The organism is Sphingorhabdus sp. (genome assembly GCF_041737645.1).
Lineage (GTDB): Bacteria > Pseudomonadota > Alphaproteobacteria > Sphingomonadales > Sphingomonadaceae > Sphingorhabdus_B.
The window spans coordinates 1-21,925 of sequence record NZ_JBGSRI010000007.1 but is presented as its reverse complement, the minus strand read 5'-3'; the positions used below and the strand labels follow the sequence as shown (position 1 = coordinate 21,925).

Sequence of the window (21,925 nt, the reverse complement as noted above, 5' to 3'; positions counted from 1 at the left end):
AATCGTGGGTCGCTGTAATTCTATTCTCTATATCGGTTCCGGCTTTTGCGCTTTCAACCGGCATATTCAAGATAACGGCAAAAGCGCGAAAATTTCACTCGTTTCGCTGAATTTTCATTTTCTAAACAAGGCATCGGCGGAGCTGCGGTGGCGCGTGGCAAAGGCAATTTTGCCTTCACAACGGGTGATTTCCGATTTTAACATGTGTATCCGCGCTGCCAATTCGTCCACTGACAAAGGGTCAAGGTCCTGCCTGACCAATATTGTCAGCGGATCGTCACGGCGGAGCGGTAAGTTCTCGTCGCTTTCCATGTCTTGTAGTGTTGACTGGACTGCGGTTGCTGTCAATAAGTTCTGATTGTTTCAGGGGCGTAACGGGGGTTGGAATGGCAGATTTGCCAAAGATAATGACTGCGATAGAGATTTCGGCGCCCGGCGGCCCCGAAGTCCTTGTGCCCTGTCAGCGTCCGGTTCCTGTTCCGGGGCCGGGTGAGGTTTTGCTGAAGGTCGCTTATGCGGGCGTCAACCGGCCCGATGTCATCCAGCGAAAGGGTCTTTACCCGCCGCCGCCGGGCGCAAGCGACTTGCCCGGCCTTGAAGTATCCGGAACTGTCGTTGCTGTCGGCGATGGCGTAGATGGGACCGAAATCGGGGCGCGGTATTGCGCGCTGGTTTCGGGTGGCGGCTATGCGGAATATTGTCTTGCACGGTTTGACCAATGCCTGGCTGTTCCCGCAACACTCGACATGGCGCAGGCGGCGGCTTTTCCCGAAACCCTGTTTACCGTATGGCACAATGTCTTCGAACGCGCTTATGCCCGCGATGGCGAAACGATCCTTATCCATGGCGGCACCAGCGGCATAGGCACGATGGCGATCAAATTGGGCAAATTGTTCGGATTGATGGTTATCGTGACCTGCGGTTCAGACGAAAAATGCAATTCGGCCAAGGCTTTGGGGGCCGATCATGCGATCAATTATAATGATGCTGATTTTGTCGAAGAAGTCAAAACACTAACCGAAGGGCAGGGCGTTCATATCGTGCTTGATATGGTTGCAGGCAGCTATGTCGCGCGCAATCTGCAATGCCTGCGCGAAGATGGCCGCCACGTGACAATTGCGGTTCAGGGCGGGATGGTCGCCGAAATCAACATGGCACAGGTAATGATGCGCCGGCTGACGCTGACCGGATCAACTTTGCGGCCGCGCAGCGCACAGTTCAAAGGGCTGCTGGCACAGGAAATTCATGCCAATGTCTGGCCTATGGTCGCCGAAGGGCGGCTGCGTCCGGAAATGGACAAGCTATTCGCACTGGCAGACGCAGCCGCCGCCCATGCGCACATGGAATCGGGCGATCATGTCGGAAAGATCGTTCTGGAAGTTTAACCGGCGGCCAGACCATCCATCCAGGCTTTAACGTCTTTGGCGCTTTGTTCGGGTATTTCTTCCATCGGAATATGGCCAACCTTGGGGTAAATGACGAGCTTGGCATCAGGTAAGGCATCCGCGAACCATTTTGCCGATTTTACCGGGATCAGATTATCCTCTTCGCCCCACATAATCATGACCGGGACCATGATAGCCGCCAATGCTTCTTTTGACGCTTGCCGGTTATTGTGCGGCAGGGCGAAGCGCTTTAGCGTAGCCTCGCGATTGCCGGGGTATCGGTTCAGTTCCCAATAACGGTCGATCAGCGCATCATCGATTTTTGACTGCACCGACATTGACGTTTTGATACTCGATTCAAATATGCTGCGCGGGGCGATGAGGCGGGCGAGTTCCTTGATGACAGGTATCCGCATAATCCGAAAGCCGATTGGGACTTTTTGCGCCTGCCAATGCGGCTGTCCAGCTGCATCGATCAACAGCACCGCGTCGGTTTTTTCAGGGTGGGCAAGGGCAAACATCCACGCTGTCCCGCCGCCCATCGAATTGCCGCCAATGACGGCGGATTTGACCTTTAGCTGTGACATCAACCGGTCGACGACATCAACAAAAACGGGATAGTCGTAAACACCGCCCGGATGCGTGCCGGTTAAACCGTGTCCCGGAAGATCCATGCTGATGATGCGATAGTCTTTGCCCAGCATTTTCACCCATGGTTCCCATGTATGAAGCGATGCGTTTGACCCGTGGATCAGCACGATTGCCCGCCCGTCGCGCTTGCCTTCATCGCGGTAATGGACCGTCAGGCCGGGCTGCAATTCGGCAAACTGGGACGCGCCGCCGCCATATTTGGCCTTCATCTCCGCCGCATCGGTGTCAGGTGCATAGCCCCAAAAGAACACACCCGCAATTGCAACCAGGATTAGAATTCCGAACCATTTCAACAGCCGCTTCATAAGTTTCCCCGCTTTTTCAAGGGTAAATGCACCTGTGTGGCCAGATGTGCAAGAGCCATCGTGGATTGCGGCTTGCCGATTGCGCCAACTTGGCCTAATATCGCAGACAACATATTCAGGCCGCGCCGCAAGGTGCGGCCCTTATTATTGGAGCAACGACATGGCCACCCCTTTGATGCAGCACGCGACCGCCGCCTGGCTGGTCGATAACACCGCGCTCAGTTTCTCACAAATCGCCGAGTTCTGCGGGATTCACATCCTCGAAGTACAGGCTATGGCGGACGATATGACCGGCTCCAAATATACCGGCCGCGACCCTGTGCACGCTGGCGAACTTTCGATGGACGAAATCGAAAAGGGACAGGCGGACGAAGATTATGTGCTGAAAATGTCGAAAGGCCCCGATCAGGTGCGCCGCACGAAAGGCCCGCGTTATACCCCGGTATCAAAGCGGCAGGACAAACCCGATGGCATCTCGTGGTTGCTGCGTAATCACCCTGAAATTTCCGATGGCGCGATTTGCAAATTGATCGGCACCACCCGCAACACGATTGCGGCCATCCGCGAACGCAGCCACTGGAACATCGCGGAAATCCAGCCGAAAGATCCAGTCACTCTGGGCCTGACTTCGCAACGCGAACTGGATGCCATCGTAAACCGCGCCGCAAAGAAAGCCGGCATTGACAATAGCGCTGCCGAAGATGCGCGCCTTGGCACCGACCGTGAAGCCCTGATCGAAGAACTCCGCGCCGAACGCACCGAAGCCGCGCGCAAGGCAGAAGCCGCACTGAACGGTGAAGAAGACGAAGTCGCAAAGCCGGAGCTGACCGCGGATACATTGTTCAAGAAAACGGGCGAATAAGGCCGCTCCCCTCTCCAACTCCCCTGAAGGGGAGAGGGCATGCGCTATCCTCCTCTCTCCTTCAGGGGAGAGGTACGAAGTCTTTCGGCTTTAGCCGTTAGACGAAGTGGAGAGGGGGAGGTCGCGCACTGACCTCACCGTCGCTCCTCCCCAAATCACCTTCCCTAACGTCACCATTGCGTTAATCGCGCGGTTAAGGCACGAGGTGGCGATGGCCACTAAAGCACCGCCCGCATATGACATGTCGCTCGTCGATCATGGATTTGAAGCCAAAGAGCTGAAGGGCTTGACCTATCCGCTGGGCGATCATGCACCAGGATATGGCGAAATCTATCAGCTTGCGCCGGACCTGGGATGGACGCGGATGCCGGTTCCGGGGAATTTGTCGCATATCAATCTATGGTTGCTCGACGATGATGCACCGCAGGGCAATGGTTATGCGATTGCCGATACCGGCCTGTTCCTTCCCGATGTGGTCGATTACTGGAAATCGATGTTTGCAGGGCCATTGTCGCAGCGGCAACTTACGCGGATTTTTGTAACCCATTTTCACCCTGACCATGTCGGATGTGCAGGGTGGCTGGCCAATAAATTCAAGGTTCCGGTGTGGATGAACCGCACCGAATGGCTGCTGACGCGGCTGCTGGTCAACGAGCAGCTGGAACATCCCCCCGAAGACATTTTGCGCCGCCGGAAATTATACGGCTATGATGACGAACGCCTCGACAAACTCCGAAAGGGCGGTTGGGGCAATTTCGCCCGAGCCGTGTCTCGCTTGCCGAGTGGACATCATAGGCTGGACGACGGCGCAACGGTGCGTGTCGGGCATCGCGACTGGCAGATTTTGACCGGCGGGGGCCATACACCTGAACATGCCTGCATGGTTGACCACCGCAATGGGGTGATTATCGCAGGCGACCAGATTTTACCGCGCATCACATCGAATGTGTCGATCATGGACAGCGAACCGGATGCCGATCCGTTGGCCGAATGGCTGGCGTCAATTGCGAAATTCAGGGTGGCCTTGCCCGAGGATATGCTCGTGCTGCCCGCGCACGGCTTTCCGTTCAAAGGTATCCACGCCCGTCTGGACCGTTTGGCGGCAGGGCATCATGAACAGCTTGACCGGTTGGAAGCGGCGCTTCGGACCAAGGAAATGCGCGCTGTCGATACATTCGGCCTGTTGTTCGGACGGCCGATTGATGACAATATCTACAGCCTCGCCACCGGCGAAGCGATGGCGCATTTACGTTTTCTGGAGCGTGCAGGGCGCGCATCATTTGAGGTCCGCGACGGCGTGGGCTGGTATAGTTCAAAATAATATCGCATCGTGGGAATATGACAAACAGCATCTGGCAAACCCATTATCTCCACCCGACAAAATGGGACCAGCATTTTGCCCCATTGGCCATGCAAGATATGTTTTTCCAATCAGCGGAACGCATGGGCAAGGCCGCCTTGGCCGATTTCATGGGCCGCAAATATAGCTATGCCGAAATGGCCGAAAGCGTCCGGCGCGTGGCCAAGGGTCTGCAGGATAAAGGGATAGGGAAGGGCGACCATATCGGTTTGTTCTTGCCCAATGTGCCGCATTATATTGCGGCTTATTATGGCGCCCTTGCCGCAGGGGCGACGGTAGTCAATTTCTCCCCGCTTTATTCGGTGGACGAGCTGGCGCATCAGGTGGCCGACAGCGGTACGTCAATCCTGTTCACGGTATCGGCTGCGGCGCTTTTGCCGACCGCGATCAAGGTGTTGGACAATTCCAGCCTGAAAGAACTGGTCGTGGGCAGCGTGGCCGAAGCCTTGCCACGCGCCAAAAGCTGGGCCTATCGCCTGTTCAAGCGCAAGGATGTCGCCGCAATTCCGGCCGATAGCCGCATCACCACTTATGCAGAACTCACCTCCAATCGCGGGGATTATGCGGTACAGCCGTGCGACCCTGTAAAAGACATTGCCCAGTTGCAATATACCGGCGGCACCACCGGCGTGCCCAAGGGCGCGATGCTCAGTCACCAGAATATCACCGCCAATGCGCGGCAGATCAATATGCTCGACCCGTACAGTCGGATCAACCGGCCCGAAAATCCGGTGGAGGACCGCATCCTGGGCGTGCTGCCTTTCTTCCATGTTTTCGCCAACGCGACAGTGCTGAACCGGACCATATATAATGGCGGCGAAATCGTCATGTTGCCGCGTTTTGAGGCTAAGGCTGCGTTGGCGGCGGTCAACCGGACCCATGTGACCTCGCTGCCCGGTGTGCCGACAATGTATCAGGCTTTGCTCGATTGCCCGGACATTGCGAAAACCGATTTCACCAGCCTGCGCGCCTGCATTTCGGGCGGCGCACCTTTGGCGGCGGAGCTGAAGGCGCGCTTTGAAGAACGTACGGGCGCCGTGGTGATCGAAGGCTATGGCCTAACCGAAAGCTCGGGCGTCGTGTCGTGCAACCCGTATGAAGGGCTGAACAAATTGGGCAGCATCGGGCAGCCTATTCCGGGCACCGATGTCAAACTGCTCGACAAGGAAGACCCGACCAAGCCCGCGCCTGAAGGCGAGCCGGGAGAGTTGGTCTTTTCAGGCCCGCAGGTCATGTGCGGTTATTGGCAGCGACCGGACGCCGATGCCGAAGTGTTCGTGGGCAAATATTTGCGGACCGGGGACGTTGCGACCATCGACGAGGACGGCTTCATCCATATTGTCGACCGCCTGAAAGACATGATCGCGGTCGGCGGTTTCAAGGTTTTCCCCAGCCAGGTCGAAGATGTGCTGTACAAGAACCCGTCGGTGAAAGAGGCGCTGGTGATCGGCGTGCCCGATGCCTATCACGGCGAAATGCCGCGCGCCTTTGTAACGCTGCAGGACGGCGCAACCGAAGACGGCGCGGCGCTGATGGCGTGGCTGAACCCGCAATTGGGCAAGCATGAACGGGTGCAGGCCGTTGTGGTGCGCGACGCGTTGCCCAAGACGATGATTGGCAAGCTGGACCGTAAGGCTTTGCAGGCGGAGATTGGGGTTTAGGGGCTAGAAGGAAGAAGGGCTAGAAGGAAGAAGACGTTGGTTAGTGCCTTCGTTGTAGCTCTGTGATTACACCCCTTCGCTATCCCACTTCGTCTCACTGGAACATCCTACTCCCGTCACCCTGAACTAATTTCACCTCCGGTGAATGCGTATCAGGGTGACGGGGTATAAAAAGAAGAAACGCCGCATTTTGCAATCAACCACGAAAGCAAAAAACAGCGTCTTCTTCCTTTTAGCCTTCTTCCTTCTAGCGAAATTTCTTCGAGCGAAAAAATCCCCCCATCAGATACAGGTCAGGCTCAATCTGTGCCCCTTACCAAGCGAACTGGAACCCGCCGCGCGCCCCCAATTCGCCGCTGTTTAAGCCAAAACCGACGCCTGCCGAAATGATGGCGTTTTTGTCGATCCGGGCGGTGGCAGCCATGGTGGCTGCGGTGCGGTTATTGTAATAGCCGACGCCGCCGGAAATGCCAAAGGATGTGCCTGCAGGCAAAGCAGGGCTTTCCATAGCCAGACCCATGGCAACACCTTCATTGGCCTTACCGATTTCACGGCGGGTTGCGTCATTCAAGTTGAACAGAGCGGTAATATCGGCGGTATGCTGTGCCGTTAGGGTATTGAGCGATGCAAGTGCCGGACGGATCGTGGCGTCACGCCCTACGGTACCGGCGGCATCAACGGTCATGACATCGGTCGGGCCAACCTGCGCTGCCGTGCTGGCCGCGATATCACCGATGGTGACCGAGGTGCCCTTGAACGGTGTTCCATTCGCGGCAACGCCGGCTGCGCGACCCAGAACCAGCTGATCCGCACGTGACGTCTTTGCGCCGGTACCGAGAGCAGAGCTGTTGGCATGGGTCGCATCGACCAGCGCGTTCGCGCCGATTGCCGATGAACCGGTGGCATTCGCATTTGCGCGGAAACCGACTGCCAAGGATGCGGTGCCCGTGGCATTGGTCTGCCAGCCGAAAGCCTGCGACCCGCGACCGCTGGCGATCACTTCGCCGCCGATGGCAGTGGCGTGGAAGCCGGCTTGCGATTTGTCACCGACAACCGTTGCGTCTTCGTCAAGAGCGCGCGCGCCATTACCGATGGCAATGGTGGTCTGCGCCGTTGCCGCAGCGCCGCGACCGATGGCAATGTTGGACGATGCAAATGCTTCGGTCGAACCGATGGTCGGGGTATCGAGTGCGGCGCGCGCCCCTTCACCAAGGGCGACAGCAGATAGGCCAAGCGCGTTGGATTTATTGCCCTGTGCAAAAGCGCTGTCACCGGTGGCGGTGCTTTCAGAGCCCATCGCCACAGCCGCAACGCCGGTGGCGTTATTCTCGAAGCCTATCACAATCGAACCCTGACCGCTTGCATTGCTCGGATCGCCGACTGAAAAGGTATTGGATTGAGTTGCGTTGGAAAGATTTCCGATTGCAACGCTGTTGACACCTGATGCTGACGAACCCGAGCCCATCGCCATCGCATTGAGCCCAGTCGCTGAGGCTAATACCGGACTTGTGGTGTTGAATGCGAGAAATGGCACCAGGCCTGAAATGTCGGTGCGAAGATCGGCCACATCAACAAGCAGTGGATTAACCGCCGCATTCAGCTGACCCAGATTGACGGCATCTGTCGGCGCGGTGCCTGCGGCGAGATTTACGATCCGGCGCTGTATAGAATTGGAAGCGCCAACTGAGACGGTATTAGTTTCAGAGGCGACCGAGAAGTTACCGAGGGCAACGCCGTTAAGAACCCCTGCTTCGACCCGCGCCGATAATCCTATCGCGATACCTTGTCCGGCCGTTGCATTCACAAAGCTGCCGTCGCCTAGCGCTATGGCACCAAAATTTTCGGCTCTGGCATTGTGACCGATGGCTACAGCACCTTGACCCAATGTAAAGCTGCCATTTCCGACCGACGTGCCAAACAAGCCAGCGGTACTTTCAGATCCAATAGCAACGCCTTGGGATATCGCTTTCGAACTTGCACCAATTGCCGTTGAATTTGTGGATGCGACGGCGTCAACCGAACCGACTACGCCGAAGATGGAGACAAACCGCTGACTCGCGGCAAGCTGCGCCACGTTGACCGCATCTGTTGGCGCAATTCCCGGGGCCAGATTGATCAGGCGTCGCTGAAACACCGAACCGGCAAGGCTACTGCCGATTGAAACGACATTGGTTTCGCTGGCCTTCGTGAACGAGTCTGCGCCCAAGGCAATGCTGTTAACGCCTTCAGCTCTTGCGCGCCTTCCGATGGCTACGGCGCGGTTACCTGCAAATGCGCCAGAACCCATGGCCGTGCCGTCAGTCGCGGCCTCCGACCCTGCACCAACCGACAGCGCTTGTCCGGCCGCTTGTGCATCAAAGCCGATGGCCGTACCCGATGCAGCAGTGACTTCTGCGCTTGCGCCGACGGCAGTTGAACCCGAACCGATTGTTGTTGAATTCTCACCGCATTCGGTAGAATTGCGGGAAGGGCCATTATTACACTCCGGTGTGGCATCCGCCGAAGCAGGCACAGAAAAGCTGAGGGCGGCTATGCTTGCGCTGGTGAGCGCGGCGGCCATTAGGTTTTTACGGTTTAACATCTGATGTATTCCTTTAATCTTCATGCAGCTCCGGCCTGCGGTTTTTGGCTTGCTAAGATGAGTCGATAGGAAATTACATAGTAATGCTTTGTTTGTAAATATGGCTATGTTTTTCAATGTTTCCTCCGTCGTGGTGCGGGACGCGTTGCGGGTGGAGATTGGGTGTTAGGGGAGTGTTTTAGGGCTAGAAGGAAGAAGGCCTAGGAGGAAGAAGACGTTGTTTTGTGATTTCTCCGCCCTTTGTGATTGCGCCGCATTTCTTTTCCGCCCCGTCAATCTGGAATGCATTCACCGCAGGTAGACCAAGTTCAGGGTGACGGAGTGGGATAGAGAACGGGTGTAATTATAGGGCAACCGTGAAGGCCCAAACCGACGTCTTCTTCCTTTTAGCCCTTCTTCCTTCTAGCGAAATTTCTTCCAGCAAAAAAACCACATCCGATTCCGATAGCAATCCCCCCAACTTCCCCATAATCCACACCCGTGTCCGAACCCGACGACCCGCCGCCTGTCCGCAAGATCATCCATGTCGACATGGATGCCTTTTTTGCGAGCGTGGAGCAGCGGGATAATCCGGATCTGCGCGGCAAACCTGTTGCGGTGGGCGGATCGTCCAAGCGGGGGGTGGTGGCGGCAGCGAGTTATGAGGCGCGGGCTTTTGGTGTCCGTTCGGCGATGCCCTCGATCACGGCGCAGCGGCAATGCCCCGACCTGATTTTTGTAAAACCCCGCTTTGAGGCCTATCGCGCGGTGTCGCGGCAGATCCGCGACATATTTGCCCGGCACACCGACCTTATCCAGCCGCTGTCGCTGGATGAGGCGTATCTGGATGTGACGCAGGACAAGCAGGACATCGGCTCGGCGGTCAAGATCGCCAAGGCCATCCGTGCCGCCATCCTCGCCGAAACCGGCCTGACCGCCAGCGCAGGGGTCAGCTACAATAAGTTCATCGCCAAGCTGGCGAGTGACGAGAATAAGCCCGATGGCCTGTGCGTGATATTGCCCGAACAGGGCGCTGAATTTGTTGCCGGTTTGCCGGTGCGGCGTTTTCATGGCGTCGGGCCGCGCACGGCGGAGAAGATGGCGAAGCTGGGCGTGCACACCGGCGCCGACCTCGCGCAGAAGGATGCGGCATGGCTGGCGCATCATTTTGGCAGTTGGGGCAGCTATTTGTTCAAGGCGGCGCGGGGGATTGATGACCGGCCGGTCAACGCCAACAGCGTCCGCAAATCATTGGGTGGGGAGCTGACTTATTTCGATGACAAGCGCAGCGAAGAGGAACTGCGTGATGCGCTGGACGAGATTATCGACATCGTCTGGGACCGGATCGAACGCTATCAGGCCAAGGGTAAGACTTTGGTGCTGAAGGCGCGTTATTCGGATTTCCGGACGGTCACCCGGTCGCGGACTGTAGCGCATATATTGGCCGATCGTGCGGAGTTCGCGCAGTTGGGCCATGCCTTGCTGGACCAGATTTTGCCGGCTGAAATGGGGATCAGGTTGCTCGGTTTGACACTGTCGGGTCTGGTTGGAGAATCCGGCGATACCGAAGATGCGACAGGGCAGGGCCGATTTGCGTTCGACGGCATTGAAGATTGAAGATATTCGCCATATATCACAAAACTGTTGTGCACATATAATACAGGAACCTCCCCATGGCCCGCCCCCAAACTGATATCGAGGCTGGAAGAGCCGAGTTGCTGAACGTCGTCGATGACCTGGTTCGAAAACGCGGTGCAGTCGATATATCCATGACCGACCTTGCCGCTGCGGCAGGAATGTCGCCCTCCAACCTCTACCGCTTTTTCGACAGCAAAGAGGCGCTGTTGGAGGCGGTGGCGGAACGGTTCTTTGAAGAAAAGAGCACGATCATGGTCGAGGTAACCGAATCCGCCCTGCCTGTTCGCGATAAAATGTACCAGTATTTTGCACGGCGTTTCGAGGTGATGGTCCAAAAGTACGAGGCTGAGCCAGACCTGCTGAAAAGCTATCTCGAAATCGGCCAGCAACATTTCGAAGTCGTGCGCGGCTATGTCGACCTTGGTGACCATTATCTATCGCTGATCGTGGCCGAAGCAATGGAGCAAGGCTATTTTCAGGGTCTGTCGATTGACGAGACGGTGTCGCTCGTCAACCAGATGGTCCAATGCTACACCAATCCTGAGGCCATCATCTATATCGGAACGGGCAAATTAAAGGTCGAAAAATTGGCCCTTATCGTCGATGCGATGTTTAACGGATTGGGCGCACAAGCTTCAGCCGAGTCAACAAAAGAACCCCATATTAAAATAGTGTCTTGAAAAAATTGATGTTTTTATAATCCGGCAGGAGAGCGGCCATTAAAAAAATTAGCAATCGCATCACAGATTTATTGGGTGTCGAATATCCCATCGTCCAAGCCCCTATGGGCTGGATCGCTCGAGCACAATTGGCCTCGGCAGTGTCGAACGCGGGCGGACTGGGGATTATCGAAACCTCGTCCGGCCAATTGGAGGAGGTGCGCGCCGAAATCGTCAAGATGCGCGAACTGACCGACAAGCCCTTTGGCGTCAACATCGCCCAAGCCTTTGTCCGTGACCCTGGCATTGTCGATTTTGTCGTCGACCAGGGTGTGAAATTTGTGACGACTTCGGCGGGTGATCCGAACAAATATTGTGGTCCGTTAAAAGCGGCGGGGTTGACCGTGTTCCATGTCGTTCCGACGCTGGCCGGTGCGTTGAAAGCCATTGACGCCGGTGTCGACGGGCTGGTGGTCGAAGGCGGCGAAGGCGGTGGCTTCAAAAACCCGCGCGACGTTGCCTTGATGGTGTTGTTGCCCCTCATCCGCAGCAAGGTCGATGTTCCGATCATTGCCGCCGGTGGCATGGTGTGCGGACGGACAATGGCTGCGGCTTTTGCACTGGGGGCCGAGGGTATCCAGATGGGCACGCGGATGGTCAGCGCGGCGGAATCGCCGGTGCACCAGAACTGGAAAGACGCCATTGTCCAAGCAAAAGAAACCGATACGCTGTTCCTGAACCGTCACGGCCCTGGGCCGGCGCTGCGTGCGCTGCGGACCGAGCGGACGACGAAGCTGGACCTTGAGCCGACCGACAATATCATGGGCGAAATGCGCGGGGTTCTCGACCTCTATTTCGGTGGCGATATGGAGGCGGCCATTGCATTGTCAGGGCAGGTGGCCGGTCGCATCGACGATATCAAACCGGCCAAACAGATTATCGACGAGGTCATCGCCGATTTTCACGATATCATGGGGCAAATGGCCAAGACCTATACCTAGGAGGAGAATTGGACGCCGTTCTTGAAGATTTTCTGTGCGACCCGACGGCTGAACTTTCCGCGCTGCACGATGTTGCGCGGATCAAGGGCCTATTGGAACAGTGCGCCCGGGGCGGTCGGGCAATCAGTTACTCCGAATTGCTCCTCAACCTCGGTTTCCGTTTCACCCGCCCCAAAATGAGGGCCGTATGCAAGACACTCGACCGCATCGATATGCTGACGGCGCACGAAGGCGCGCCTGCACTTGCGGTGCTGGTGGTCCGGGAAGGGGACGGATTGCCCGGGCAGGGCTGGTGGACCGGGCGCACCGATTATCAAGGGCAATGGACCGGCCCGGAGGCGCAGGCGCACATCACCCAGTTGCAACGTGCGGTCTTTGCCTATTGGAAGGGGCGGGCATGAACGATGAATTCGGCCCAAAGCTGCGCCAATATGTGCAGCGCAATCTGGGTGGAGTCGGTGTGATAGACGATATCAAGCGTCTGTCGGGCGGGGCAAATATAGAAAGCTGGTCCTTCGATTATGCTGGCCAAGGCTATGTCCTGCGCCGTTCGCCTTTCGCCGATCTGATGGCGGGGCGGGCCTATGGCCATGACGTCGAAGCCGCCGTGGTGCGCGCAGCCTTTGCCGCCGGTGTGAAGGCACCCGAAATAGTGGCGGAGGTTGAAGCCGGCGATGATTTGGGAACGGGCTATCTTATGCGGCGGGTCGATGCCGAGGTCAATCCAGCCAAGATACTAACAGACCCACCCCCGTCATTGCTTGCCGATCTTGCTCGCGAACTGGCGTTGATTCACAATGTTTCGCGGGATGCTCTGCCGGAATTGCCAGCCACAACCGGACAAAGCCTGCTTGCGGAACTCAAGTCGCGGTTCCTTGAATTTGGCGGTGACCGTCCGGTCATGGCACTCGCTTTGCGTTAGCTGGACGATCAATGCCCAGCCGCTGTTGACCCGGTACTATTGCATGGTGATTTCCGCATGGGCAACATCATGGCGGATACACGCGGTCTGGCGGCGGTACTTGATTGGGAACTCGCGCATTTGGGTGACCGGCATCAGGACTTGGCGTTCGGCTGCATTAACAGCTGGCGCTTTGGACATATTGATCGCCCCGCTTTCGGCCTTGGCCAGCTAGAAGTATTTTGGGCAGAATATGAAGCCGCCAGCGGTGTTGCCGTTGACCCTGACCGTTTCCGCTGGTGGCTGGTCTATGCGACTTTGTGGTGGGGGATCTGCTGCCTTCAGATGGCGGATATTTGGCGCAGTGGCCACGACACCGGACTGGAGCGCGCAGTGATTGGTCGGCGTGCTTCTGAAACCGAAGTGGACCTGTTGTTGCTGCTGGAAGAAGACGCGCCCGCCGTTGAGCGCGGTTCGATTATGTTGCCTTCCGCAACGGCACCCCGGCGCATCGGTGAACCATCGTCATCTGAAATGTTGGAGGCGATCACAGGCTGGATTGAATCCGAGGTCAAGCCAAAGGCGCAGGGCAGGGACCGCTTCATGGCATCGGTCGCGCTAAACGCATTGGGCATGCTGCGACGGGAATCTGAATATCAATCGATAATTCATGACAAAGCCCTGTCTGATGACCTGCTCGCCGGGCGAATGACATTGGCGACGCCCGGCTTGCTTGCCCGATTGAAGCAGCAATCGTTGCAAAAATTGCGGATCGATCAGCCGAAATATTCCGCGCTTTCCAAGGCAAATGAGCATTGGATTTAATCGTACAATTAAATCTTCTTGAAAAGGCGGATATGCCCTGTCACTTTACCCAATATCGCCCGGAATCTGTTGAGCTTCAGAACCGGCAAAAGACTGTGAATCTGCCCGTTTTTCTGCGGTCTTCGCAGCGATAGGGAGAGTAAAATGTTATTCGCTATTCCGACGGAAATCACTGACTATCTCACTACTCTCGACGAATTTATCGAACGTGAAATCAAACCGATTGAAAACCGCGACGACAATATCCGCTTTTTCGATCATCGCCGTGAACATGCGCGGACCGACTGGGACAATGACGGACTTCCGCGCGCGGATTGGTGGGCCTTGTTGTCCGAAATGCGGCAAGTTGCCGACCGTGGCGGCCATTATCGTTATGCAATTCCGAAAGAATATGGCGGTCAGGATGGCAGCAATTTGGCGATGGCGGTTATCCGGCATCATCTGGCCCACAAAGGCCTTGGGCTGCACAACGACTTGCAAAATGAAAGCAGCATCGTCGGCAATCTGGTTCAGGTGTTGATGCTTCGGGATTTTGGAACAGAGCAACAAAAACGCGATTTCATTCCGCCCATGCTGGAGGGCAGAATGGGCTGGAGCTTCGGCTTGACCGAGGAGCATCACGGCAGCGATGCAACTCATATGGACACTAGAGCCAATCCCGAAATCCGTGATGGTGTCTCAGGCTATCTCATCAACGGCAATAAAATGTGGACAACAGGCTTGCCCTACACCAGCCACGTCATGACTTTCGCCCGCACCAGCGGTGAGGATGGCAAGGCGCGGGGAATTACCTGTTTCGTTGTACCGACAAATGCTGCGGGATTTGAAATTGGTGATTATCTATGGACATTCAATATGCCCACTGACCACCCCAAAGTAAAATATACCGATGTCTGGGTGCCCGAAAGCACGATTTTAGGGGCGTTGGACAACGGTCTCGCCGTGGCGCAGCATTTCGTCCATGAAAACAGGATCAGGCAGGCGGCATCTTCACTGGGTGCGGCGCAATATTGCATCGATGAGGCTGTAAAATATGCCCGTGAACGCAAACCCTTTGGCAAGCCGCTCGCCGTCAATCAGGGTATCCAGTTTCCACTTGTCGAGCTGCAGACCGATGCGGAAATGCTGCGACTTTTAATCTACAAAACAGCGGCGGAGATGGACACCATGACAAAACCCGAAGTTGCGGTGCGTCTGTCGGACAAGGTAAGCATGTGCAATTACAAAGCGAATCGCATCGTCTGCAACGCTGCCGATTTCGCGATGCAAGTACATGGCGGCCTCGGCTATTCACGCCATAAGCCGTTCGAGCATATCTACCGCCACCACAGGCGCTATCGGATCACCGAAGGCGCGGAGGAAATTCAGATGCGGAAAGTAGCCGGGCATATGTTCGGGTTCATGGGATAACTATCATGCAGCAAGCGACAGATTTTCTGGACGAAAGTGAAGCACTGTCTGCGCTGCTCGCGCCTTTGTCCGATGCCGAATTCGAAACCCCAACGCAATTTAAACATTGGACGATCAATAATATCATCCGCCATTTGCATGTGTGGAATATCGCGGCCGACCTCGCGCTAACCGATGAGGCGGCCTTCGGAGAATTTATCGCAAAGATGATGGCGGGCGTTCGCGGCGGTCGGTTGCCAGATTTTGAGGCGGAGTATCTGGGCGGTCTTTCCCGCCATAATCTGGTCGCGGCTTGGGTCGCTCAATTTCGGGCAATGACCCCGCGCTTTGCTGCCGCTGAACCCAGGCACCGGGTCAAGTGGGTCGGCCCAGACATGAGCGTCATCAGTTCGATTACCGCACGCCTTATGGAAACATGGAGCCACGCGCAGGCGATTTATGATGTGTTGGGCGTGGAGCGCGGTGACAGCGGCCGTATCGGAAATATCGTAAGGCTGGGCGTCAATACCTACGGCTTCACGTGGAAAAATCGTCGAATGGAGCCGCCCGGCCCTATGCCGCAACTACGGCTCACCGCGCCGTCGGGTGCAATTTGGGAATATGGCGAAGTATCGGACAGCGGAGTCATCAGCGGCAACGCAACCGAATTCTGTCAGGTCGTTACACAATGCCGCAACATCGCCGATACGTCACTTGATGTATCCGGCGAAGTCGCGCATCAATGGATGGCGGTTGCGCAATGTTTTGCCGGTCCACCGCAGAATCCGCCAGCGGCAGGAACACGGCGCCGCGCCGATAGGGGAGTTTGATACATGAAGAAATTGGTATTTGTGTCTTCGGCCGCACTGGCAATGGCAACCTTTCCATTATGCGCGCAAACCCCCGAACAGGTTACCGTAATCCATGCAGGCCAGTTGCTCGACAAACCCGGTTCTGCTCCACGTGGGCAGTCGACCATTGTCATCCGAAATGGCAAAATCGCAGAGGTCTTGAACGGCCTCCAGTCCGGTCCGGCAGGCGCGACGCTAATCGACCTCAAAGACAAATTCGTCCTCCCCGGCCTAATCGACAGCCATGTCCATCTCGACAGCGATGCAGGCGGTAACGCGGCATTGATTGAGGCGGTGACCGACAGCCCCGCCCGTGCGGCTTATCGCGCGGCGGCTAATGCAAAGAAGACTTTGATGGCGGGCTTTACCACCGTCCGTAATCTGGGTGACGATAGCGGTGCGACGCTTGCGTTGCGTGATGCTGTAGCCGCTGGGGAACTGCCGGGACCGCGCATTATCGACGCAGGTCGTTCCATTTCAACAACCTCCGGCCATATGGATGCAACGCTTTCGGTTTCAGAAGATCTGCACGGCAGCATCGGTCAGGAAAATCTATGTGACGGCGTTGAAAGCTGTCGTCAAGCGGTGCGGAAGCAGATCCGGCGCGGCGTTGACGTGATAAAAATTGCGACGACCGGCGGCGTCAATAGTCGTATCGGGACAGGTCTCGGGCGTCAGCTGTTTGACGACGAAGTCAAGGCGCTGGTCGACACGGCCCATCTATATGGTAAAAAAATGGCGGTCCACGCCCACGGCGAGGATGGCATCAACGCAGCACTCGCGGCCGGCGCGGACTCTATCGAACATGGCACGATGCTAAATGACGCCAGCATCAAATTATTCAAATCATCGGGCGCTTATTATGTGCCGACGCTCTCCACCGTGAACGGCTATATTGAGCGATTGGCGAAAGACCCGAACGCCTATCCGCCCGCAGTTCTGGAAAAGGTCAAATGGCGCATTGAGGTAACAGGCAAGAGCCTCGCCAAAGCCTATCCCGCAGGCGTAAAAATCGCTTTTGGTACGGATGCCGGTGTTTCCAAGCACGGAAAGAACGCCGATGAGTTTGTGCTTATGGTCAAACATGGCATGTCCGCCAGCGCCGCGATTCAAGCCGCGACGATGAACGCCGCGACGTTGCTTGGCGTCGAGAAGGAAGTCGGCTCGCTGGAGCCCAGCAAGGCGGCCGATTTGATCGCGGTGGCAGGCGACCCCACAGCGGACGTGACGGTACTGAGCGCGGTGCGGTTTGTGATGAAGGATGGGCGTGTTTTTAAGTCGGAGTAAGAGAAAACGCGCCAAGCCCGAAACGCAGAATCCACATAGGCCCAGCGCTGAACAGGAGAACCAATGGCACTTCGCTTAAAGTTTCCCAAGCCAGCGCATGGCTGGAAAGCGTTCTTCACCTAGATCGTGATCGTTGTCCTTGGCGTGTTGATCGCGCTGGGCTTGGGCGCATTCGCCGAGTGGGCGAATTGGCAGAGCAAGGTGGCCGATGGCGAGGAGCGGCTGAAGGAAGAATTTAAGCGGAATACCAATTACGCGATCGAGCAAATCGCGGTGTCTTCCTGCGTGACGGCGCAACTTGACGCCCTGAGCGAACGGTTGCGCAAAAGCGGGTCGCGACTCGATCCGGCACCGACATTTATCCGGGCGAGGACTCCCGACATTGCGATTGTATTCGTGACACCGCGTCGCCCGAGCGAAAGCCAGATATGGCAATCGCTTCAGCAGGACGGAACCCTGTCGCACTTTCCCGCATATCGACAGAGAAAACTGAGCGAGGCTTATACAGCGCTCGACATAAGGTCAGGCCTAGTAAGGGAAATGAGGGGTTTGCAGCCACAGCTTGATGTACTTTCCGAAAATATCGAACTCGATCCCGCGACCAAAATAAAATTGCTGGGCCTGTTGCATCAGGCGAAGGGCAACGTCAGCTCGAATCGGCTTGTTTCAAAACAGTTTGCGATTGAGGCCATCGACAGCGGGATGGCATCGGTCGATGTGGCTGCGGATGTTCTGCAAAAGGCTGCGGCCGGCAGCGCGGTTAGTTTCTGCAGGGAGCGTGGCTTGCCGCTTGTTGACTGGCGAAACGAAATCGAGGCCGAGCGCAGGAATATGGCTCTTGGTGAAAAGGTTAAGCCCGAGGCGCATTAAACGCACATGGGATACATTTTGGGGACATTGCGGCGAAGTGCTGGGGAAACCGGAGACTTCCGCAGACACGATACTTATCACGGCCGGATGATAATGCCTTTTTGAGGATCGGCATTGCCCTGGAGCGTTTCGACAAAGGCATTAGCTGCGGCGTGGAGGCCTTGCCGTTCGTCGATGGTAACCACTCCATCGACTGCGCCAAGGAATTGTTTCCAACTTACTGCTACCGCTTCGCCAAAGCCTTTGGGGCCGAGTTCTTGCACCGTTGCTACTGCATGGTCAGGGGCGAAGAAGAGGATGGGTTTTGGTCCGGGTATCTCGCCGCCACCGCCGCCTAGTCCGCGCGCATCGACATGGGTTGCGCCGACGAGGCAGCTGTATTTTAGCCCGTCGCCTAGCGTTTCATGGATACTTCGCAGAAGGCCAGAGTTTCCTGCGAAATCAACCGAGACCGAGGGCAGTTGTGGCAAGCTGCCGACATCGTCATAGGCTAGCACCTTGTCGTAAAGGCCGGTGTCTTCGACAAATGCGACATTGCCAGCCGAAGTCAGACCGATGCGCATTAAGGCTGGAGATAGGTCCTTGGCGACACTGGCAAGGCCCATCGATGTTTTGGACGACGCACTGGTCATCACAAGCACTTCGGCCTCGAACCACGCCTCTCGCCTGAACATCGCTTCGATCAGGAAGCCCGTCTTGAACAAGGGCCCAAACAGCATCCGCTCTGCCTCTTTGGCGGGGTCATGCTCTGGGTCGGCGTTAAGACGGCTGTACTGATTGTAGATCGGGCTCATTGGTTGCCTGTGCGCCGCCATATCGGTGAAGCCGCCGCCAGAGACCTTGCCGGGTAGCACGTCGAGATGCGTGCCCATCGGCAGATAGCCATAAACGCGTTCGCCTGCCGCGATATCTAGATGCCGCGATTCCTCGACCACGGCATGGCCCCACATCGGCACCACGCCGTAATTGCCCTGAGCAGGAAAGAAGTTCCAGTAACCGAACATATCACCGATTACCGCATAGGTGATATTGTTGGCGGTGACCGAGAAGCTTTCGATGCGCAACCGGACCTCACCATCGCCCAGCGGGGGGGAGGTATCTTCGCGGATTTGCGTTTCGATCAGCGTCGATTTTTTCACCCAGACAGTTGACGGCAATTGCTCTCTCCTTCATCCCAATGTGACTCTGCCTTTGACAATCACATCGGGATGTGAAAAAGCGAATCATCTCCCGCTATTTTGCGGACTTTGGAGGCCATATGTCCACCCAATTAATCGGAAAACTCCGCAGCCTCGTCAATGACGGCGGCCTTTCGCGCTCCGGCCTCGCCCGCGCTGCCGGGCTTCACGCCAACACGCTGCGCGATCTCGATCAGCCCGACTGGAACCCCACGGCCGATACATTGCGAAAGCTCGAAAGCTATCTCTTCGCCAATGACGATACGCCTGCTCTCGTTCCAATCGAAGAAATTATCGAAGAAGCGCGCAATGGTCGCATGTACATATTGGTCGATGACGAAGATCGGGAAAATGAGGGCGATCTCATTATTCCCGCACAGATGGCGACACCCGATGCAGTCAATTTCATGGCAACCCATGGGCGTGGATTGATTTGCCTCACGCTCACCAAAAAACGTGTTGAGCAGCTGGGTCTGGATCTAATGAGCCGCGCCAACGGAACACGACATGAAACGGCGTTCACGACATCGATCGAAGCGCGTGAGGGTGTAACGACCGGAATTAGTGCGGCTGACCGTGCGCGAACTGTATCCGTCGCAATTGATGCTTCAAAAGGCCGTGATGACATTGTGACTCCGGGACATGTATTTCCGTTGATCGCCCGCGACGGCGGAGTGTTGGTAAGGGCAGGGCATACCGAGGCAGGCTGTGACATCTCGCGCTTGGCCGGGCTCAATCCCTCCAGCGTCATTTGCGAGATTATGAAGGACGATGGCACGATGGCACGGATGGACGATCTCGTATCGTTTGCGCGCCTGCACGGCCTGAAGATGGGAACCATCCGGGACCTGATCGCCTATCGCCGCAAACACGATCATCTCGTTGAAAAACGTGCAGAAATGAAGTTCTCCAGCCAGTGGGGCGGTGACTGGACGGCCATGACCTTCTACAATAAGGCGACAGAAGACGAGACAATGGCTCTGGTAAAGGGGTATGTCGACCCGACCAAGCCGACTCTGGTCCGCATGCACACCATGTCAATGTTTGTCGATGTTTTCGGCGAGGACAATGAACGTTCAGGTCTGCTCTCCCGATCAATGGAAGCGATTGCGGAGGAAGGCAGTGGCGTCGTCGTCGTCATCAACAAGCCTATGAAAGGCATCGTTTCGCGCTTTATGCAACTGCGTGCCGAGGGTAAAACTGCCGGTGCGCCTGAAGTCGAAGAATTGCGGGATTATGGGGGTGGTGCCCAGATCCTCACCGAATTGGGTGTACAAGATATGGTCTTGCTTACAAATACACATCACACTTTGGTGGGGCTTGAAGGCTATGGTCTTTCCATTGTAGGCGAGCGGCCGATACCTGGCACCGGAGGCGAATAATGGCGAAGTTCCTTATAATTGAAGCGCGTTTTTACGATCATTTAAACGATATGCTCGTCGCCGGAGCCAAGGCAGCGTTAAAGGCGGCCGGGCACGAGGTCGAGGTTATTACCGTTCCGGGTGCGCTGGAACTGCCGGGCACCATCGCAATGGCCGCCGAGGCGCAGCAATATGACGGCTTCGTCGCCATCGGCGTGGTTATTCGCGGCGAAACCTATCACTTCGAAATCGTTGCAGGCGAAAGCGCGCGTGGCATCATGGCGCTGACGATGGATGGCATTGCCATTGGCAATGGCATTTTGACCGTCGAAAACGAAGAACAGGCGCTGGTGCGCGCGGATCCCAAGCAAAAGGACAAGGGCGGTGAAGCCGCAAAGGCTGCGATGGCCTTGCTAAATCTTCAAAATCGTTTCAATTGAAACGATGAGCGCACCGACCTTAACAAGCCAGATCAACACCGAAGCCGAGGATTATAAGGCACGTGCGAACCATAACCGCGCGTTGCGTGATGAGCTTTGGGCGAAGGTCGCCGAAACCGCGTTAGGCGGCAATGAGAAGTCAAGGGAGCGGCACACAGCGCGCGGCAAGCTGCTGCCGCGTGAGCGCGTTGAACGCCTGCTCGATCCCGGCTCTCCCTTCCTCGAAATCGGCCAGCTGGCAGCAAACGACATCTACGACGGCGAAGTGCCCGGTGCTGGTCTGATCACCGGCATCGGCCGTGTGTCGGGCCGCCAGTGCATGATCGTATGCAACGACGCGACGGTGAAGGGCGGCACTTATTACCCGATGACCGTCAAAAAGCACCTGCGCGCACAAGAGATTGCCGAGGCCAACCGTCTGCCGTGCATCTATTTGGTCGACAGCGGCGGCGCGAACCTGCCGCATCAGGACGAGGTCTTCCCCGACCGCGACCATTTCGGGCGGATATTCTTCAATCAGGCGAATATGAGCGCCAAGGGCATCCCGCAAATTGCCTGTGTGATGGGCAGCTGCACCGCTGGCGGCGCATACGTTCCGGCGATGTCCGACGAGAGCGTGATCGTCCGCAATCAGGGCACGATCTTCCTCGCTGGCCCGCCTTTGGTGAAGGCCGCGACGGGCGAGGAAATCAGCGCCGAGGATCTGGGCGGTGGCGACTTGCATGGCCGCAAATCGGGCGT

Annotated in this window: 20 protein-coding genes and 1 pseudogene; 17 read left to right on the top strand and 4 right to left on the bottom strand. The window is 56.6% G+C overall.

The window, feature by feature from the left end; genetic code table 11:
- Positions 1–114 precede the first annotated feature (114 nt).
- Positions 115–312, bottom strand: a complete 198-nt coding sequence (locus ACEW72_RS00795; protein WP_373474472.1) for a DUF1192 domain-containing protein — start codon at positions 310–312, stop codon at positions 115–117.
- A 74-nt stretch (positions 313–386) separates the two neighbouring features.
- On the opposite strand from ACEW72_RS00795, the gene ACEW72_RS00790 reads away from it, so the two are divergent.
- On the top strand, positions 387–1,385 hold the full coding sequence (locus ACEW72_RS00790) for an NAD(P)H-quinone oxidoreductase (protein WP_373474471.1): 999 nt from the start codon (positions 387–389) through the stop codon (positions 1,383–1,385).
- Here ACEW72_RS00790 and ACEW72_RS00785 read toward each other — a convergent pair.
- Entirely contained in the window at positions 1,382–2,341 is a 960-nt protein-coding gene (locus ACEW72_RS00785; RefSeq protein WP_373474470.1) for an alpha/beta fold hydrolase, read from the bottom strand. The genes ACEW72_RS00790 and ACEW72_RS00785 overlap by 4 nt on opposite strands.
- Positions 2,342–2,501: 160 nt before the next feature.
- Here ACEW72_RS00785 and ACEW72_RS00780 point away from each other — a divergent pair, with 160 nt between their 5' ends.
- The 3 genes from ACEW72_RS00780 to ACEW72_RS00770 all read left to right on the top strand — a co-directional run bounded on the left by ACEW72_RS00780 (position 2,502) and on the right by ACEW72_RS00770 (position 6,224).
- On the top strand, positions 2,502–3,203 hold the full coding sequence (locus ACEW72_RS00780; protein ID WP_373474469.1) for a DUF1013 domain-containing protein: 702 nt from the start codon (positions 2,502–2,504) through the stop codon (positions 3,201–3,203).
- A gap of 211 nt (positions 3,204–3,414) precedes the next feature.
- Entirely contained in the window at positions 3,415–4,524 is a 1,110-nt protein-coding gene (locus tag ACEW72_RS00775) for an MBL fold metallo-hydrolase (RefSeq protein WP_373474468.1), read from the top strand.
- A 17-nt stretch (positions 4,525–4,541) separates the two neighbouring features.
- Positions 4,542–6,224: an AMP-binding protein gene (locus ACEW72_RS00770; protein ID WP_373474467.1), complete on the top strand. Its 1,683-nt coding sequence runs from the start codon at positions 4,542–4,544 to the stop codon at positions 6,222–6,224.
- A 313-nt stretch (positions 6,225–6,537) separates the two neighbouring features.
- Here the strand turns inward: ACEW72_RS00770 and ACEW72_RS00765 are convergent, their stop codons facing one another.
- Positions 6,538–8,805: a YadA-like family protein gene (locus tag ACEW72_RS00765; protein WP_373474466.1), complete on the bottom strand. Its 2,268-nt coding sequence runs from the start codon at positions 8,803–8,805 to the stop codon at positions 6,538–6,540.
- A gap of 480 nt (positions 8,806–9,285) precedes the next feature.
- Between ACEW72_RS00765 and dinB the strand changes: the two genes are divergently transcribed.
- The 10 genes and pseudogenes from dinB (at position 9,286) to ACEW72_RS00715 (ending at position 18,205) form a co-directional block, all read left to right on the top strand.
- Positions 9,286–10,401: a DNA polymerase IV gene (gene dinB / locus ACEW72_RS00760; protein WP_373474465.1), complete on the top strand. Its 1,116-nt coding sequence runs from the start codon at positions 9,286–9,288 to the stop codon at positions 10,399–10,401.
- Positions 10,402–10,457: 56 nt separating this feature from the next.
- Complete coding sequence (locus ACEW72_RS00755; RefSeq protein WP_373474464.1) at positions 10,458–11,102, top strand: TetR/AcrR family transcriptional regulator; 645 nt, start codon at positions 10,458–10,460, stop codon at positions 11,100–11,102.
- Between the two features lie 38 nt (positions 11,103–11,140).
- Complete coding sequence (locus tag ACEW72_RS00750; protein ID WP_373474517.1) at positions 11,141–12,082, top strand: NAD(P)H-dependent flavin oxidoreductase; 942 nt, start codon at positions 11,141–11,143, stop codon at positions 12,080–12,082.
- Between the two features lie 8 nt (positions 12,083–12,090).
- Positions 12,091–12,483 carry a ribose-phosphate pyrophosphokinase gene (locus tag ACEW72_RS00745; protein ID WP_373474463.1) on the top strand — a complete coding sequence of 131 codons (393 nt, stop codon included), beginning with the start codon at positions 12,091–12,093 and terminating at the stop codon, positions 12,481–12,483.
- Positions 12,405–13,205, top strand: a pseudogene (locus ACEW72_RS00740) (phosphotransferase family protein); the annotation flags it as partial. The gene ACEW72_RS00745 and the pseudogene ACEW72_RS00740, both read left to right, overlap by 79 nt.
- Before the next feature lie 123 nt (positions 13,206–13,328).
- Positions 13,329–13,808, top strand: a complete 480-nt coding sequence (locus ACEW72_RS00735) for a DUF6285 domain-containing protein (RefSeq protein WP_373474516.1) — start codon at positions 13,329–13,331, stop codon at positions 13,806–13,808.
- A gap of 144 nt (positions 13,809–13,952) precedes the next feature.
- On the top strand, positions 13,953–15,218 hold the full coding sequence (locus ACEW72_RS00730) for an acyl-CoA dehydrogenase family protein (RefSeq protein ID WP_373474462.1): 1,266 nt from the start codon (positions 13,953–13,955) through the stop codon (positions 15,216–15,218).
- Between the two features lie 5 nt (positions 15,219–15,223).
- Positions 15,224–16,027: a TIGR03084 family metal-binding protein gene (locus ACEW72_RS00725; RefSeq protein WP_373474461.1), complete on the top strand. Its 804-nt coding sequence runs from the start codon at positions 15,224–15,226 to the stop codon at positions 16,025–16,027.
- A gap of 3 nt (positions 16,028–16,030) precedes the next feature.
- Complete coding sequence (locus tag ACEW72_RS00720) at positions 16,031–17,335, top strand: amidohydrolase family protein (RefSeq protein WP_373474460.1); 1,305 nt, start codon at positions 16,031–16,033, stop codon at positions 17,333–17,335.
- 126 nt (positions 17,336–17,461) lie between these two features.
- A complete protein-coding gene (locus tag ACEW72_RS00715; RefSeq protein ID WP_373474459.1) occupies positions 17,462–18,205 on the top strand; it encodes a hypothetical protein in 744 nt (247 codons plus the stop codon).
- Between the two features lie 77 nt (positions 18,206–18,282).
- Here the strand turns inward: ACEW72_RS00715 and ACEW72_RS00710 are convergent, their stop codons facing one another.
- Positions 18,283–19,362, bottom strand: coding sequence for a DUF2855 family protein (locus tag ACEW72_RS00710; RefSeq protein WP_373474458.1), 1,080 nt, complete (start codon positions 19,360–19,362; stop codon positions 18,283–18,285).
- 101 nt (positions 19,363–19,463) lie between these two features.
- Between ACEW72_RS00710 and ribB the strand changes: the two genes are divergently transcribed.
- From ribB to ACEW72_RS00695, 3 genes are all read left to right on the top strand, one after another.
- Positions 19,464–20,765, top strand: coding sequence for a 3,4-dihydroxy-2-butanone-4-phosphate synthase (ribB, locus tag ACEW72_RS00705; protein ID WP_373474457.1), 1,302 nt, complete (start codon positions 19,464–19,466; stop codon positions 20,763–20,765).
- A complete protein-coding gene (gene ribH / locus ACEW72_RS00700; RefSeq protein ID WP_373474456.1) occupies positions 20,765–21,184 on the top strand; it encodes a 6,7-dimethyl-8-ribityllumazine synthase in 420 nt (139 codons plus the stop codon). The genes ribB and ribH overlap by 1 nt, the downstream gene beginning before the upstream one ends.
- 4 nt (positions 21,185–21,188) lie before the next feature.
- Positions 21,189–21,925 (top strand): carboxyl transferase domain-containing protein (locus ACEW72_RS00695; RefSeq protein WP_373474455.1); only part of this gene is annotated, 737 nt, incomplete at its 3' end.

Coding starts and splice junctions, on each gene's coding strand:
- ACEW72_RS00755 (WP_373474464.1), top strand. CDS start 10,458: ATGGCCCGCCCCCAAACTGATATCGAGGCTGGAAGAGCCGAGTTGCTG.
- ACEW72_RS00720 (WP_373474460.1), top strand. CDS start 16,031: ATGAAGAAATTGGTATTTGTGTCTTCGGCCGCACTGGCAATGGCAACC.
- ACEW72_RS00795 (WP_373474472.1), bottom strand. CDS start 312: ATGGAAAGCGACGAGAACTTACCGCTCCGCCGTGACGATCCGCTGACA.
- ribB (WP_373474457.1), top strand. CDS start 19,464: ATGTCCACCCAATTAATCGGAAAACTCCGCAGCCTCGTCAATGACGGC.
- ACEW72_RS00765 (WP_373474466.1), bottom strand. CDS start 8,805: ATGTTAAACCGTAAAAACCTAATGGCCGCCGCGCTCACCAGCGCAAGC.
- ACEW72_RS00780 (WP_373474469.1), top strand. CDS start 2,502: ATGGCCACCCCTTTGATGCAGCACGCGACCGCCGCCTGGCTGGTCGAT.
- ribH (WP_373474456.1), top strand. CDS start 20,765: ATGGCGAAGTTCCTTATAATTGAAGCGCGTTTTTACGATCATTTAAAC.
- ACEW72_RS00735 (WP_373474516.1), top strand. CDS start 13,329: ATGGCGGATATTTGGCGCAGTGGCCACGACACCGGACTGGAGCGCGCA.
- ACEW72_RS00790 (WP_373474471.1), top strand. CDS start 387: ATGGCAGATTTGCCAAAGATAATGACTGCGATAGAGATTTCGGCGCCC.
- ACEW72_RS00785 (WP_373474470.1), bottom strand. CDS start 2,341: ATGAAGCGGCTGTTGAAATGGTTCGGAATTCTAATCCTGGTTGCAATT.
- ACEW72_RS00775 (WP_373474468.1), top strand. CDS start 3,415: ATGGCCACTAAAGCACCGCCCGCATATGACATGTCGCTCGTCGATCAT.
- ACEW72_RS00730 (WP_373474462.1), top strand. CDS start 13,953: ATGTTATTCGCTATTCCGACGGAAATCACTGACTATCTCACTACTCTC.
- ACEW72_RS00770 (WP_373474467.1), top strand. CDS start 4,542: ATGACAAACAGCATCTGGCAAACCCATTATCTCCACCCGACAAAATGG.
- ACEW72_RS00725 (WP_373474461.1), top strand. CDS start 15,224: ATGCAGCAAGCGACAGATTTTCTGGACGAAAGTGAAGCACTGTCTGCG.